This is a genomic window from Bradyrhizobium cosmicum (assembly GCF_007290395.2).
Classification (GTDB): Bacteria; Pseudomonadota; Alphaproteobacteria; order Rhizobiales; family Xanthobacteraceae; genus Bradyrhizobium; species Bradyrhizobium cosmicum.
The window spans coordinates 4,909,528-4,924,982 of sequence record NZ_CP041656.2 but is presented as its reverse complement, the minus strand read 5'-3'; the positions used below and the strand labels follow the sequence as shown (position 1 = coordinate 4,924,982).

The 15,455-nt window shown below is 62.3% G+C and carries 13 protein-coding genes; 6 read left to right on the top strand and 7 right to left on the bottom strand.

Features of this window, described 5'->3' with window-relative positions:
* The first annotated feature begins 199 nt into the window (after nt 1–199).
* Nucleotides 200–1,840, top strand: coding sequence for an amidase family protein (locus FNV92_RS23795; protein ID WP_143844313.1), 1,641 nt, complete (start codon nt 200–202; stop codon nt 1,838–1,840).
* A 523-nt stretch (nt 1,841–2,363) separates the two neighbouring features.
* A complete protein-coding gene (locus FNV92_RS23785) occupies nt 2,364–3,860 on the top strand; it encodes a DUF1254 domain-containing protein (protein ID WP_143844314.1) in 1,497 nt (498 codons plus the stop codon).
* An 83-nt stretch (nt 3,861–3,943) separates the two neighbouring features.
* Here the strand turns inward: FNV92_RS23785 and FNV92_RS23780 are convergent, their stop codons facing one another.
* Entirely contained in the window at nt 3,944–4,336 is a 393-nt protein-coding gene (locus tag FNV92_RS23780) for a hypothetical protein (protein WP_143844315.1), read from the bottom strand.
* A gap of 265 nt (nt 4,337–4,601) precedes the next feature.
* On the opposite strand from FNV92_RS23780, the gene FNV92_RS34650 reads away from it, so the two are divergent.
* Complete coding sequence (locus FNV92_RS34650; RefSeq protein ID WP_143844316.1) at nt 4,602–5,024, top strand: GFA family protein; 423 nt, start codon at nt 4,602–4,604, stop codon at nt 5,022–5,024.
* Between the two features lie 272 nt (nt 5,025–5,296).
* Nucleotides 5,297–5,683, top strand: coding sequence for a cupin domain-containing protein (locus FNV92_RS23775; protein ID WP_143844317.1), 387 nt, complete (start codon nt 5,297–5,299; stop codon nt 5,681–5,683).
* A gap of 82 nt (nt 5,684–5,765) precedes the next feature.
* Here the strand turns inward: FNV92_RS23775 and FNV92_RS23770 are convergent, their stop codons facing one another.
* From FNV92_RS23770 to FNV92_RS23760, 3 genes are all read right to left on the bottom strand, one after another.
* On the bottom strand, nt 5,766–6,911 hold the full coding sequence (locus tag FNV92_RS23770) for an acyltransferase family protein (protein ID WP_143844318.1): 1,146 nt from the start codon (nt 6,909–6,911) through the stop codon (nt 5,766–5,768).
* A 325-nt stretch (nt 6,912–7,236) separates the two neighbouring features.
* Nucleotides 7,237–7,863 (bottom strand): alpha/beta hydrolase, encoded by a 627-nt coding sequence (locus tag FNV92_RS23765; protein ID WP_143844319.1) that lies wholly within the window; start codon nt 7,861–7,863, stop codon nt 7,237–7,239.
* A complete protein-coding gene (locus FNV92_RS23760; protein WP_143844320.1) occupies nt 7,860–8,798 on the bottom strand; it encodes a ring-cleaving dioxygenase in 939 nt (312 codons plus the stop codon). The genes FNV92_RS23765 and FNV92_RS23760 overlap by 4 nt, the downstream gene beginning before the upstream one ends.
* Before the next feature lie 132 nt (nt 8,799–8,930).
* On the opposite strand from FNV92_RS23760, the gene FNV92_RS23755 reads away from it, so the two are divergent.
* Nucleotides 8,931–9,854 carry a LysR family transcriptional regulator gene (locus FNV92_RS23755; RefSeq protein WP_168213590.1) on the top strand — a complete coding sequence of 308 codons (924 nt, stop codon included), beginning with the start codon at nt 8,931–8,933 and terminating at the stop codon, nt 9,852–9,854.
* A gap of 50 nt (nt 9,855–9,904) precedes the next feature.
* Here the strand turns inward: FNV92_RS23755 and FNV92_RS23750 are convergent, their stop codons facing one another.
* The 3 genes from FNV92_RS23750 to FNV92_RS23740 all read right to left on the bottom strand — a co-directional run bounded on the left by FNV92_RS23750 (nt 9,905) and on the right by FNV92_RS23740 (nt 14,382).
* Nucleotides 9,905–10,399, bottom strand: coding sequence for a septal ring lytic transglycosylase RlpA family protein (locus FNV92_RS23750; protein ID WP_186355531.1), 495 nt, complete (start codon nt 10,397–10,399; stop codon nt 9,905–9,907).
* A 249-nt stretch (nt 10,400–10,648) separates the two neighbouring features.
* On the bottom strand, nt 10,649–13,339 hold the full coding sequence (locus tag FNV92_RS23745) for a hybrid sensor histidine kinase/response regulator (RefSeq protein ID WP_143844321.1): 2,691 nt from the start codon (nt 13,337–13,339) through the stop codon (nt 10,649–10,651).
* Nucleotides 13,336–14,382 (bottom strand): ABC transporter substrate-binding protein, encoded by a 1,047-nt coding sequence (locus FNV92_RS23740; protein ID WP_143844322.1) that lies wholly within the window; start codon nt 14,380–14,382, stop codon nt 13,336–13,338. The genes FNV92_RS23745 and FNV92_RS23740 overlap by 4 nt, the downstream gene beginning before the upstream one ends.
* Nucleotides 14,383–14,672: 290 nt before the next feature.
* Between FNV92_RS23740 and FNV92_RS23735 the strand changes: the two genes are divergently transcribed.
* Nucleotides 14,673–15,428, top strand: coding sequence for a hypothetical protein (locus FNV92_RS23735; protein WP_015687226.1), 756 nt, complete (start codon nt 14,673–14,675; stop codon nt 15,426–15,428).
* Nucleotides 15,429–15,455 lie beyond the last annotated feature (27 nt).

The window sequence follows — 15,455 nt, the reverse complement described above, 5'->3', positions numbered from 1 at the left end:
CCATTTTTTTTAGGGTCCAGAACAGAAACACGAAAACAACCCCATGCACAGTAGACGGGGTTAGTGATTTCAATGGCTTGCGCGATCCGCTCGGCGGCTTGCGCGAGTCGGCGCTGTCGTTGACCCGTCGGGCAAAACACTGGCAATATAGCATCATCGCGGCGTCATGGTTCGGACGCGCCGTCAGGCGAGGCACGCCATGAAGAAGCCATCCCGTCGCGAGGCTCGCGTCGCCGCGACTGTTGCCAGCGCCGGGGCGCCGGCCAAGCTGCAGCTCGACAATGCATCCATGAGCGAGATCGCTCAGGCGCTGACCAGCGGGCAAGTGACTGCCACGGCGCTGACCAAGGCTTACCTCGCGCGCATCACAGCCTATGATCGCGGCGGGCCCGCGCTCAACGCCGTGCGCGCGCTCAATCCGGATGCGCTGTCGATTGCGGACAAGCTCGACGCGACAAAGCCGTCGGCCAGGCGGCCGTTGGCCGGCATCCCGATCCTGGTGAAGGACAACATCGCGACCTCCGACAAGCAGCCGACCACGGCGGGCTCGCTGGCGCTGGAGGGGGCGCGCGCCAAGCGAGACGCCACCGTCGTCAAACTGCTGCGCAAGGCCGGCGCGGTGATCCTGGGCAAGGCAAACCTGACCGAGTTCGCCAATATCCTCGCGGCCGACATGCCCGCGGGCTACTCCTCGCTGGGTGGGCAGGTGAAGAATCCCTACGCACCGGATTTGATGGACGATCGCGGCATTCCGGTCGTGCTGCCGGGCGGTTCGAGCGCGGGCTCGGCGGCCGCCGTGGCGGCCGGCCTGTGCGCGGCCTCGATCGGCACCGAGACCTCGGGCTCGCTGCTGTATCCCGCCAGCATGAACGGCCTCGTCACCGTGAAGCCGACCGTCGGGCTGGTCAGCTGCGCCGGCATCGTGCCGATCTCGCACAGCCAGGACACCGCCGGGCCGATGACGCGCACCGTGCGCGACGCGGCGATGCTGCTCAACGTGCTGGCGGCGAAGGACCCGCTCGATGCCGCGACCGAGCGGCAGCGGCGGCCGGCCGATTACACCGCCGATCTCTCGAACGACGCGATGAAGGGCGCGCGCATCGGCGTGCCGAGCGACGCCAACGATCCGCTCAACGACCGCTATTACGGCAAGCTGCCGCCTCGAGCGGCCAAGGTGATGGCCGATGCGATCAAGGTGCTGGAGGATCTCGGCGCAATCACCGTGCGTGCCAACATGCCGACACCGGGCTGGATCGGCGGGCCGGGGACGACAATGAACGTGCTCAACCGCAATCCGCTGAGCCGCAACAGGGGCAATCTGGCGACGCCGCCGATCGTCTTCCTTTATGAGCTGAAGCGCGATCTCAACCTTTACCTCAAGGATTGGGCGACCAATACCGACATGAAGACCATGGCGGATATTGTGGCCTTCAACGAAGCGCATGCAGACAAGGCGCTGCGTTTCGGCCAGGACCTGTTTCTCGCCGCCGAGATGACGAGAGGCGATCTCAGCGAGCGCGAGTACAAATCGGCTCGGGCCATGGACCTGCTCTCCGCCAGGACGCGCGGCATGGACGCCTACATGAACCAGCACAAGCTCGACGCGGTGCTGTTTCCCGGCGCGAGCGGCTGCGTGATCGCCGCGAAGGCGGGTTATCCCAGCGTCATGGTGCCGGGCGGCTTCATCTCGGGAGCCGACGACAAGGACACGCCCGACTATCCGCTCGGAATCACCCTTGCGGGCCGCGCCTGGAGCGAGCACAAGCTGCTGCGTCTGGCCTACGCCTATGAGCAGGCCGCGAACATGCGTAACCCGCCGCCGGGATTGTCCGCGCTTTAGAGGTCAATGCTCGCGTCGCGTGTTTGTTGGTGAGCAGGTGCCCATGGGCACGCACCAATGAACTCGGGAGGTCTGCTTTCCCAGGTAAAGCGGACACCCAGCCTTGCCCTTCGGACATTGAGCTTGACCTGTTGATCTGGGTCAACGCCAAGGTCGATTTTATTGGAATTAATTGTTCTAAACGAAGGAGGCGAAAGTGAAGCTCTCATTCGCAATAGCGACTACGCTGCTGATAACCGGGTTCGTAGCCGCGAGCACCGAGAAAGCCAGCGCTGTGGTGTACTGCACATACGTTGGTTATCCAGCCAATTGCGTCGTACGGCCGGGCGTAGTGCTGAGGCCGCGACCCGTTGCACGACAAGCGGTGGTGGGTGCTGGCACTGTAAACCGCGGCGGTCCGGTCAATCGCGCCGGCAGACGTTGACCCGTCAATTTGCGAGATTCGTAGCCTCCCCCGAACCCCCAAGATCGGATTTCCGCAGAGCTGCTTATAAACTCAACATCTTTCAAGGCGGGCCGTATCATGAAATTGGTGGCATCAGTGATTTCTGCGCTGTCTTTCGTGGCGCTCTCGGCAATTCCGCTCAACGCTCAGCAATACAAAATGCAAACGCCGATACCGCCGGGCGTTGCAATCTCGGACAAGGTAGAGACCCGCCTTGGGACACTGAACTTCTTCGACGGCTTTCCCGACGATGCGACCGTTGAAAAGCTCTACGACAATCTGGACTTCCAACACGCCGTCCAAGCTTACCTGTTGGCCTTAGCTCCAGTGAACCAATTGGCAAATCGAAAGGGAATGGCGGAGCTAGGTCCATTCAATCTAACGGTGCCGATCTTCGAGGATAGGATGGACTCGAAGTCGCTTTTTCTCACGCCGAACAACAACACGCCGTACACTTGGTTTTGGCTCGACCTGCGTGACGGGCCTCTGGTGCTCGAAGTGCCACCCAATGTGCTCGGCCTCATCAACGACATGTGGTATAATTTTGTTACTGATGTTGGACTCGTCGGCCCGGACAAGGGTCAGGGCGGCAAGTACCTGATCTTGCCGCCCGGTTACAACGGCGAGGTGCCGACCGGCTACTTTGTCGTGAAGCCGGCGACGTTCAGCGTCTGGGTTCCGTGGCGCTCGTTCTTGGTCAACGGCGATCCGAAGCCCGGCGTCGACGCGGTCGAAAAGCACACGCGCATCTATCGCCTGAAAGATGCTGCCAATCCCCCGAAACTCAATTTCGTGCATGTTTCCGGTAAGGCATTCAGCACGCTGGCGCCGGGAGATTATCCCTTTTGGGAGTATCTGAATCAGGTTGTGCAGGAGGAGCCGACCGATACAGTTGACCCGGTCACACTCGGGCTCTACGCATCGATCGGCATCCAGAAGGGGAAGTCCTTCGCGCCCGACGCACGGATGAAAAAAATTCTGACCGAAGCCGCCTTAATAGGTGACGCCACCGCGCGTACAATCAATGGCCGGTTCCGGATCGAGGAAAGCTACTATTATCCCAACAGCGCGTGGCGCACGGGCTTCTTCGGCGGCTACAAATTCGAGGAAAACGGCGCGCGTATCCTCGATGCCTACTCGGCATTCTTCTTCTACGCGACCGGTGTGACGCCGGCGATGGATTCGAAGTCAGTTGGCGAGGGATCGCAGTACATGGCCGCGTTCGTTGATAGCCAAAACAAGCCGCTCGACGGCGGAAAAAACTACAAGCTGCACCTGCCACCGAATATCCCGGTCAAGCAATTTTGGTCGGTCATCCTCTACGACAATCAGACCCGCTCCATGCTGCAGACCGACCAGCGTTGGCCAGCCGCAACCAGCCAGAACCCGAAACTCTTGCCGAACGCCGACGGGTCAGTGGACATCTATTTCGGGCCCAAGGCGCCGGCTGGGAAGGAGAACAACTGGGTGCAGACCATCCCCGGCAAAGGATGGAACACGCTCCTGCGCCTCTACGGCCCGCTCCAGCCGTGGTTCGACAAAACTTGGCGTCCCGGCGAGATTGAGCCGATATAGCAAGAAGGAGGTCCGAGCTTCGACTCGCCTCTTCATCTCCGCTGTTGGCCCTGGAAGCCGACTTTGGTGTTGCAACTGACTTGTTATGGACGCGTTTTGCGTTCGTCAGCTTGATCTCTTAGCCTTTGGTGAAAGGCGCGAGCCTCGCCAGTGAAGTCGTAATAGGCTCCTACTTGCGTCATCTTCAATGCACCATCGGCGGCTTGGTCGGCGTTGTAGGAGGGAGGGACAGGATTTAGTATCCGGCGGACGGTTTCTATGAGCTTGGGTCTGACGCTGAGGCGCAAGTCTGCGCACGCTTTCTGAACGATAAGTTGAGCTTGCTCCTTAGATGTCGCTTTGGCGACCTCCGCCTTGAGGCAATCCCTGTAAGGTTTGAGCTGCTCGGTCATCGCTTTGCCGACTTCAACAGCCTCTTGTTGAGCTAATGCCGTCCCGCTCAGGCCAGCAAGGAACACGACAGGCAAGAGCTTCATACGAACGTCCTCGCGTACAAATCCAATCTGGAGCAGCGTGCTCGTGGGCGAACGGTTATCGTTCCCGGTTGGCACGTTTTAGTTGTGATGTACTAAGCCTTAACCGCCCCGCACATAGTTGGCTTCTGGTCCATTGTCGACTTTGCCAAGCTCACTCATCGGCCCCGATTGTGGCCCGCAGCTAAGCGTTTTGTGCGCTGCTTGACGTCTTAACTTCAATCTATCTAAGATTGCAATGCTCTGAAAGAGGTTGGAGGGCAGCGGCATGGCGCGCATAGCGAGTTGCCATTGCGGACAGCTAAGTCTAAGCGTCGAGGGCGAACCCGCTCTAGTTTCTGCTTGCAACTGCACCCGGTGTCAAAGACGCTCGGGAAGCGCATTCGCTCTTACGTCCCGATGGAGCAAGAACCAAATAACGGGACGCTCTGGCGAGAGCGTCACGTATGCTCGCAAGGGGGCGTCAGGCGGGAAGGTCGAATGCGTTTTTTGCCCCCAATGCGGCTCGACGGTGAGCACAGTTCCTGAGCTTTTGCCTGACCTAATTGGTATCCCGGTTGGATGTTTCGCTGATCCAACTTTTCCTGAGCCAAAGGTCGCAGCTTGGTGCGATTCGAAGCTTGAATGGGTTCGATTTCCTCAGGAAGTGCTCCTGCTGCGCGATCAGAGTCGACCCCTGGAAGCCGAGTAGGTATTTAGGACAACTACACGTGGTTGCTGTCCGCTTTTGCCCCGAACGTGAAGTCTAGGCAGCGTCCCGGATCGTCAGTTCATGGGGCTGGATCAGAAGCAGCCGGCCGGCGCTTCAAAGGGCGATCATGACCGAAGCCGATCTTCAAGGGGCAGAGCATTAGCCACCCGCATTGCATTGCAATAACGATAAACCTTGAGCGGAATGCTGCACCTCTGGCTAAATCAGCCGTCTACCAGATCCGGAGATTTCGTGAAGTAGGGAGGATACCGATGAAGTTCTTACTCGGAATTCTGTTTGCGTCACTTTTCACATTCGCAGCAAGCGCCCAAGACTCGCCGTTCCGAAAGGAATTAAAGCGAGCGGATTTGACCGGTACAAATATGGAGGTCATCACCAGCATCTCCGAGATCAAGCCGGGCGACACCTCAAAGCTCCATATCCACCACGGCGAAGAGTCCTTTTACGTTTTGGAAGGCGGCACGATCGAGTTACCAGACGGCAAGCAAGTGCCATTTCCAACGGGGATAGCCGCTGTGAATGTTCGAGATGTTCCGCACGGCGCTTTCAAGGTCATTGGCGATAAGGCAGTAAAGCTTTTGACGGTACACATCGTCGATAAAGGCAAGCCGCTCTACGATACTCCACCATCCAAGTAGGATGAGCTAACTCCAGCGCTCATTGCGACTTCTCTTTCCAATGGCGTCCCTCAAGTCCGCGGGAATGTCGCCTTCTGGCCCCTTAGCGGACATTAGCGATCTCGGAATCGACGTCCGCTCGTGGTCTCAGGTCAGGCCTCAATCCCGATTGGCTCTCTGCAGTGTTGGCCAATCCAAACGCCGCTTCGGCCGGGATTGGTGGCACGGGCCGGCTCTTGTTCCGATGTCCGTTGGCGAGGCGATGCCGAAGTCGATCCAGCGGCCTGTCAAGGCCGACGACGAGGAGGCAAGACACCAGCAGGCTGATTGCAACCACCACGACATAGTCGTTGCTCAGAAACTGAATGATCGGGAAATGCACGAGATAGATCGGGTAGGAAAGATCCCCGACAAATCGATCGATGCTGACGTCCTTGAAGGCCGTGAAGGCAACCGGTGCGACTGCCGCGGCAAGTGCGGCTGCAACGAAGCCGTACTGCTCGGGCACATTCAAAACAAAATGCTGTCCGAGCACGATCAGCCCGGCGATGGCGACGAGCGCTACGGCTTTGGACTTCAGGAGCGGAAGCACTTCGATCTGGCGGAGCAACCGGAAGCTGAGCATTCCGAGCACAAATAGCGGGAGCTCGAATGGAAAGAAGCGATAGAACCAGGGATCGTGATCCAGTCCAGCGCCATAGGCTGCAAGCCTCGCTCCGGTGAGCATGAGGGCCATCGCACCCAGATAGACGCATCGAAGCCGGGCCAGGAAGGGCGCCAACAGGTAAAAATACAGCTCCAGCGCCAGCGTCCACGATGGGCGCACGATCAGGTACGAGGACAGTTGAGGCGCGGTGGAATGAAAATCCGCGGTGAAGAACAGCTCGCCGTGATCCACTCCGAGAAACAGCAGGGTGTCCTGGAGAACGATCAAGATGTTGGACGCGAACACCAGAATCGCCGGTTGCCAACCGAGGATGGCAATGTCGCGGAAACCGTTCGCGGGCCAAAACGCGAGAGCGAGTGCAGCGACGATCCAGTATGTCGGGAAGATTCGAAATGCGCGACTAAGATAGAATGCTGCTGCGGACGCGTATCGCTGCGACAGCACCATCTGCATGTAGAATCCGGAAATGACAAAGAAGACCTCGACCGCCATGATTCCCGTCGTGAGACGAAGCCAGGGAAATGGCGGCAAGACGTGGTCGCCGACAACCGCCAGTGCCAGGAGGAGTCGCAAAAGTCCCATCAGTTCACGCGATCAGGCGCGGGACGGCGTCAGGCGCGATGGAGCATTGGAACCAATGGCCGGTTCAACCGGAGCCGACGCAGGAGGGGTGACTTTCTCCGTCAGCCCGCTCCTCCTTTGGGGCGTTCGTGACGGACTCGAACAGAACCTCGTGGCCATTTGCGGCTACTCCCTGCATCACGGGAGTTGATGTGCCATAACAACTCTTAATAGAGTCGCAATATGGGCGTGTGTTTTGAATGTGGAACACGCGGTTGACTTATGGGAACCTTTGCGAGGTCAGGAGGCGGCGCACCGCGGTCTCGGCGGTGCGCCGCTTCTCGGGTTATGCCGCCTTGGCGTCGACGTTGCCGATCCAGTTGCGGGCCAGCGTCACATCGGCTTGCGACAATTGATGACCTGATGGCAGCACCTTGTGCTCGACACGCGCGCCGGCTTCCGACAACAGCGCCGCAAGTTTTGCCGAGTTGCTCGCGGGCACGATCGGATCGGCTTGGCCGGACAGCAACAGGATGGGCTTGCCACCAAGCTCCGCCTTCGGTGGATCCGACAGCGGCACCATCGCACGCATCAGAATCGCGCCTGCGAGTGCGTCCGGATTCAGCAACAGCAGTGCGGCGGCGATGTTGGCGCCGTTGGAGAAACCGACGGCCACAGGCGCGGCGATGCCGTACTGCTTCCGTGCCTCCGTGACGAAGTCGCCGAGCTCGAGCGCGCGCCGGCGCACATCGTCCTCGTCGAACACGCCTTCCGCGAGGCGGCGGAAGAAGCGCGGCATGCCGTGCTCGAGCACGCGGCCGCGCGGGGAGAGCAGGGCCGAGCCGGGCGAGATCATCTTGCCGAGACCCAGCAGGTCGTTCTCGTCGCCGCCGGTGCCGTGCAGCAGCAGGAGCGGGGGAGAGCCCGCGCTGGTCGCGGGCTCGTAACGATGGATGAATGCACTCTCGGTCATGCCACGGTCTCCTCCAGGCTCGGCAGCACGTCCTCGATCTGCTTGCGGTGCTGCTCGAGGAAGCTTGGCAGCTTCAGGTCTCGCCCCAGCGTCGCGACGGGCTCGTCCACGGCGAAGCCGGGGATGTCGGTCGCGATCTCGAACAGCACGCCGCCGGGCTCGCGGAAGTAGATCGAGCGGAAGTAGTTGCGGTCCCGCTGCTCGGTCGGATGCAGGCCGTGATTGCTCACGAGCCTCGTGGCCATCTTGCCCTGCTCGGCATCGTCAACGGCGCGGAAGGCGATGTGGTGCACCGAGCCGCCGCCCTGATGTCCGCGCAGGAAGCCCTTGGCCTCGTAGATGTCGACGACGCTGCCTTCGACATCGCCCGCTGCCTTGAAGCGAATCACGGAGCCTTCGCGGCCCACCTCCTTGAAGCCGAACACGTCGGTGAGGACGGCAGCCGTCTTCGCCGCGCTGTCGAGCAGCAGGGTCACGCCGTGGAAGCCGCGGATCGCGTGCTCGGCCGGCACGTCGCCATTGCTCCAGCCCGGCTCGTTCTCGGCGCCGGGAACGCCGACCAGCGCGAGCGCCATGCCATCAGGGTCGGTGAACGGCAGCACGGATTCGCCGAAGCGCTTCTCCAGCGCCTCGTAGGCGATGCCCTTCTCGGTGAAGCGCTGGGTCCAGTAACCCAGCGAACGCTGCGGCACGCGGAAGGCGGTTTGATGGGTCTCGCCGACGCCGCGGCGCCCCGAGGGTGCGCCGGCCCAGGGGAAGAAGGTCAGGATGGTGCCGGGGCGGCCGGTCTCGTCGCCGTAATAGAAGTGATAGGTGCCGGGATCGTCGAAATTGACCGTCTTCTTGACGAAGCGCAGGCCGAGATCGCGGGTGTAAAAGCGGAAATTGCGGATGGGGTCGCCGGCAATCGCGGTGACGTGGTGCAGTCCAGACATTGTCGTCCTCCAGAATTCGTACGAGCGGTATCGCTCTCTGGGCAGAAATATCGTTCCGGTTTGGATTGGAGACAATCCGTGCAAATATGACGTCTATGTCTACGATTTGGAAACAATCGCCGGGGACCGCCCATGGATAAGGTCGGCAGCCTCCGGGCCTTCGTGAAGGTGGTCGAAAGCGGCAGCTTTGCCGAAGCCGGCCGCCAGCTGCGGCTCTCGCGCTCGGCGATCAGCAAATACATCGCCGACCTCGAGGGCAGCCTCGGCGTCCAGCTCCTGAACCGCACCACGCGGCACGCCAGCCCGACCGAGATCGGCCAGCGCTATTTCGAGCGCGCGGTCGTGATCCTCTCGGAGATCGAGGCCGCCGACCAGGCGGTGACGCAGGCCCAGTCGGCGCCGCGCGGGCTGCTTCGCGTCAACGCACCGATGTCGTTCGGCACCATGCGGCTCGGTCCCGTGCTCGCCGATTTCATGGCGGCGTATCCGGAGCTTCAGCTCCAACTCGTGCTCAGCGACGATCTGCTCGATCCCGTCCAGGACGGCTTTGACGTGACGCTGCGGATCGCGGAATTGGAATCCTCCAGTTTGATCGCGCGAAAAATCATGCCGGTAGGGCGGATGATCTGCGCGTCGCCGGATTATCTCGCGCGCCACGGCACGCCAAAACATCCGCAGGATCTGCGCGAGCATGCGTCGCTGACCTACGGCTTCCTGCTCACCGGCAATCAGTGGAAGCTGTCCGGCGCCGACGGCGATCACTGGATCCAGCCGGCCTGGTCTCTCTGCGTCAACAACGCCGAGGTGCTGCGCGACGCCGCAATCAAGGGCAGGGGGCTCGCGCTGCTGCCGGACTTCATCGCTGCCGATGCTTTGAAGAAAGGCGAGCTGCGCACGGTGCTGGACGATTATTCCGCGCCGCCGCTCGCGCTCTACGCGGTCTATCCGCCGACGCGGCATCTGTCGGTGAAGGTGCGGCTGTTCATCGATTTTCTGGTGGAGCGGTTTGGGCGGGAGGAGGAGGCGGGGGCGAAGACGCGCAAAGGCCGGGCATGAACTCATCGAGCGTCCGCGACGTGCAATCTTTGTCTTGTCGCACGCGATGTTCAGCCCACCGGGCCCGGGGTCCAATTGTCCCCTGCAAGTGGGCTTACCCGGACGTCATCAATGACTCCCTGCTCCAAACCTGGATCGAAATGGCGCATCGTCCGCTCGTTGAGGTCGATGATGCGGCCCGGCCTTAGCGGGCCCACGTCATTGATCTTGACGATGACCTTTTTGCCGTCGGCCTCCACGAGCGCATATTTCGGCTTTGCTCCAAACCGGACCCCACCAAATTTTCGACGCAAGTTCGTCTTGATGGCGGCCGTCCAGGCAGAGGGATCATAACGCTCGCCGGAGGCTGTGCTCGGGCCGCCTTCTTCCTTGCCGGGCTTGAACGGATTGTACATGGACGCTGCGCCGACAATCGCATCTCCAGAGGTGGCATCGACGACGGGACTTGAGCGAACTCCTCGCGGTTCACTTCGAGCAACGGTAACAGAAACGGCAAGCGCAACCAGGGCGCCGCAAATTGCGGCGCTCGAGCGAGACAGCATCATAAGTCCTGTGATTTTTTGGATTGCCGGTTCCAACACCGCAAACATGGTCAAGCGAACGCGGATGCGTTCATGAACTTGCGACCATCAATTTGCGGATTCGAGCCAACCTTGGCCGCGGAACCGTGTGGGAACCAGAGTGGTTCCTCACGCTGTGTTTACGTTCTGACTCACTAAGACAGAGATTGCGTCAGCAGCATGACTTCAGGGGAAGGGTATTCTTACGGAACGGGCAACGCCGTGTGAGCCTCTCTAGCTGACCGACCGCAGCTCTTCCGGCCGAAGCAATTCATCCAGCGCACTCATCGAGGCATCGCGAAGCGCGGCGAGTTCGCGTGCGGCACTCTCGCATTCTGGTGGAGACATCGAGGCCGCGGCCTCCTCGACCTCGCGGCAGCGCTCGAACAGGCGGACGAGGCCGAGCGCGCTGGCGGCGCTGCCGAGCTGGTGCGCGGAGCGCGCAAGCTGCTTGTGATCGCCGGCCGTTGCCGCATTCGCGATGTCTTCGACGAGCTGTTTGCTCGTCTCCACCAGCAATTGGTGCAGCTTCGCGACCTGTGTTGCGCCCAATAGCTCCATCTGGTCGTCGAGGAAATGCCGGTCGATCAACGCGCCTGCGGCGAGCGGTGCTGCGGCTGGCTCGTCCGGTGTGTCTTCGAGCGCTTCCCGCAGCGCATTGATCAGGATCGGCTTGCCGACGATCCTGATAATGCCGGCGCCGGCGAGCCGCTCGCGGGCGCTGCGCGATACGTCGGCGGTGACGGCGATGATGCGCGGCGTCTTCGGCAGGCCGAGCTTGCCGATCCGCGAGGCCGCCTCGACGCCGTCCATGTCGGGCATGTGCAGGTCCATCAGGATGACGTCGAACGGATGCGCGCGGGCGAGCGCTATGGCCGAGGCGCCGTTGCGTGCGATGGTGGGGCGATGTCCAAGCCGGTTCAGGATCGCTTCGCCGACCTCGCAATTGACGGGATCGTCGTCGACGAGCAGCACGCGGAGCTGCCGCGACGGCGGCGCAAGCGCGCCTTGCGCGATACCGCTCGCGGCATGGCCGAGCGGCACCTGAAGCGTGAAGGTGCTGCCCGCGCCCGGCGTACTCTCCACCGTCAACTCGCCGCGCATCAGGCCCGTGAGGCGCCGCGCGATCGCAAGGCCAAGGCCGGTGCCACCGAACCGCCGCGCGATGCTGTCGTCGGCCTGGACGAAATCCTCGAAGATGCGCTCGTGCATGTCGGGCGCGATGCCGATGCCGGTATCGCGAACGGTGATCCGGAGCAGGGCGTGATCGCCGCGCTGCTCGGCGGTCGCCTTCACGGCAATTCCGCCGCGCGGGGTGAACTTGATCGCGTTGCCGATCATGTTGAGCAGGATGCGGTTGAGCCTGACAGGATCGCCATGCACGGATGTGTTGATCGTTTCGTCGAAGGCGAGGTCGAAGGTCAGGCCCTTGCCGAAGGCCTGCGGCCGCATCAGGTCCACGGCGGTCTCGATCAGCTGGTGGAGGCGGAAGTCGCGTGTTTCCAGCGTCTCCGTGCTGGCCTCCAGGCGGGCATATTCCAGGATGGCGTCGACCAGCGCGATCAGCGTTTCGCCGGACGCAGCCGCGGTCGCCAGATGGCGGCGCTGGGCGTCGCCGAGGCTGCCGTCGTCGAGCAGTTGCAGCACGCCCATGACGCCGTTCAGCGGCGTGCGCAACTCGTGGCTGACGACGGCAAGAAAACGCGACTTGGTCTGGTTGGCCGCAACCGCGACGCTGCGGGCACGCTCGGCTGAATCATGCTCGGCAAGGGCGTGGTCGCGCGCCTTCTCGAGCTCGGAGGTCCGCTCGATCACCTTGCGCTCGAGCGTCGCGTAGGAGTCGCGCAGATGCGCGGCCATCCGGTTGAACTGATCGCCGAGCGCCTCCAGCTCGTCGCCGGTCTTGATCGCGAGCCGCAGGCCGAGATCGCCGCTGCCGATCCGTTTGGCTCCTTGCGTCAGCATCTGGATCGGCACGGTCATGCGGCGGCTGAGGAAGAGAGACACCAGAACCGCGATCGCGAGCAGGATGACCAGGAGAAACGTCGAGCGTCCGATCGATGCGTAGATCGGTGCATAGGCTTCCGTGAGCGGCAGCTCGACGAACACCACCCAGCCAAGCGAGGGGACCGTCGCATAGGTCGACAGCACGCGCTGGCCCGACAGGTCCTCCTTGACAAGGCCGTTCGAGGACGGCCCCACACCGTCGAGTGCTGCGCGCACGTCGGCGTGGCCGGAGAGATCGGAGCGGCGCAGCGCGGGCCACAGATCGGGATGCGCGATCAGCACGCCCTTGCGGTCGACCACATAGGCCTTGCCGGTGTTGCCGACCCTGATCCCCGCGACGAGGTCCCAGATGAAGCGCAGATTGACCTCGGCGACGACCACATTCGGCGCAGGGCCGCTCCCGCGCGTGGCGAGCGTCATGAACGGCTCGGTGTCGCCGAAGAAGTAGACCGGTCCGTAATAGGCCCGGCTTTCGTTGGCGCCGCGGAAAGCCGGCGAGTTGGAGAGGTCGACCTTGCTGCCGACCCGGTCCGCGACGCGGCGCGACACCCGCACCTGCTCGCGGCCTTGCGCGTCGAGTTCGGTAATCTCCGCGATCGCGGGTGAGAGGCGCAGCAGGCGGATGGCGTTGAGGCGATCGTCCTCGTTGGTCGACAGCTCCGCGGGCAGGCGCGAGAGCCATCGGATCTGGTTCTCGATCTGGCCGATGAACTGGCCGATCTGGATCGCCGCGGATGCGGCCTGTTCGCGCTGGGTCGCCGCGAGTAGCTGCTTCTGCTCCCGGTAGGAGAACCAGACGTCGAAGCCGGTGTTGATGGCGAGGGCGGCAAAGGCAAGTGCGACGATCGAGTAGAGATATTTTCGGAACAGCCGGCCCGGAGGCGTCCGCAGCTGCTCCTGGTCGACCGCTTCGTTCACTCGCGGATCTCGTCGGCGCGCGCGAGCAATGTGAAGGGGATGGTCAATCCGAGCGCGCGGGCGACCGTGCGGTTGATCAGCAGTTCGTACTTTCGTGGCGATTGCACGGGCAGATCGCCGGCCTTGGTGCCGCGCAGGATGAGGTCGACATAATCGGCCGAGCGCACTTCGAGCGTTGGGCCGTAGCTCATCAGGCCGCCCGCATCCATGAAATAGTGGAACGGATAGATCATGGGAACGCGGTACTTCGCGGCTGCCGCGACGATCGCCTGCCGGTTGACCACCAGGAAGCTGTCGACCAGCGAGATCATCGCGGCCTTCGGCGGCTCGGCAAAGCGGCCGATCGCGGCGTCGATGTCGGCGGGCGCGCTGACCGGGGCGGGGACTACGCCGACCCCGGCTGCCGCTGCCTCCTGCTCGACGGAATCGAGGAAGAAACGGCCGGCGCGCGGTGTGGTCGCCGGATTGTAGAGGACGCCGACGCGCGCGATGTCGGGGACGGCCTCCTTGATGAGCTGAAGCCATTTGCCGCCCATCTCGGCGGTGCTGCTGGTGAAGCCGGTGACGTTGCCGCCGGGCCGTGCGAGACTTGCCACGAAGCCGTTGCCGACGGGATCGTTTGCGGTCGCGAAAACAATTGGAATCGTCTTGGTGGCGCCCAGCATGGCCGCGGTTTCGATCGTCGAGCCGGTCAGGATGACGTCCGGCTTGAGGCCGATCAGCTCCTGCACAGCGGACTTCAGCTTGTCCGGTCCACCGAACGTCGAGCGAATCTCGAAGCGGTAGTTGACCCCTTCGACCCAGCCGCGCTGCTTCAACCCCGCGATGAGGCCGCCGAGGCGAGAGGTCGTGTTGCCGTCGGACATGTTCCTTCTGGTCAGCTCGTCATCGAGCGACAGGCTGGTCAGCGACGCCACGATTCGCATGCGATCCGATGTTGCGCCGAGCGCGAAAAATCCCGCGGTAGCTGTACCTGCGAGGCGAAGGAAATCGCGGCGGGCTGGCGCCGGCACGGTGTGGGCAGGAGCAGGCCGCTTGATCATGAAATGTTTCGCAAAACTCATTTCCGGCCGTGTGCATAACGCGAAAGGCTAACGGCCACAATTGATGAAAATCGACGCGTATGAATGTTCATTCGCAGCATTGGGCGGTTCGATACCGTATTCCTACGCGCCTTGGGAGTCGCTGTTTCGAGCCCTGTCTGCTCCGTGATGTTTGTAAGGCCTTGCGGCATTGCAACATTTCCGTCTCGGTTTCGACGACGGTTCGGGGAAGCCGATTTCGTGACTGCTGATTTTTGAGCCGTTGTTTCAAGCTGTTTCGAAGGTTTACGATGCGCAAGATCTACCTCATTCCGGCCCTCGTCGGCCTGCTCACCTTCGTTGCAGCCGGACCGCTTGCGGCCCAAGGCGCGGTGCCGAAGCAGAAGGCCGCACCCAGAGCCGCTGCGGCCGGCGCTGCGCCTGCCGGAGCTGGCGCACCAGCCGCCGGCGCGACGTCGACGGCTGCGGCCGAGACGCCCGCCGGCGAGGACAAGGCGGCCAAGGCGATCGATGGCTTCCGCTCCGCCAAGTTCGGCATGAACGAGGCCGACGTGCGCGCGGCGATGACGAAGGACTTCAACGCCAAGCCCGACGCCATCAAGATCCAGGACAACGCGTCCGAGCTGACGCGCAGCCTGCTGCTCTCGGTGCCGGAGCTGCTGCCGAACGGCGGCACCGCCGAGCTCTCATATGTGTTCGGCTACAAATCCAAGTCGCTGATCCAGGTCGGCGCGGTCTGGTCGAAGGGGACCGACACGGCGATGACGCCGGAGAAACTGTTCTCCAACGCCAACATCCTGCGCGCCCATTTCATGGGCGAAGGCTTCAAGCCCGACTCCATCGCGGTCAACATGCCGGTCGCCGGCGGCATCGTGATGTTCCGCGGCAGCGATGCCAAGGACCGCTCGGTGATCCTGCTGCTGCAGGGCACGTTCGAGAACAAGGAGAACAACCAGCGTGTGCTGACGCCCACCAGCCTGCTGCTGTTCTACGTGGCCGATGCCAAGAGCCCCGACATCTTCAAGCTGCCGCCCGGCCAGTTCTGACCGGCGCAAATGCCGATGACGAGGATC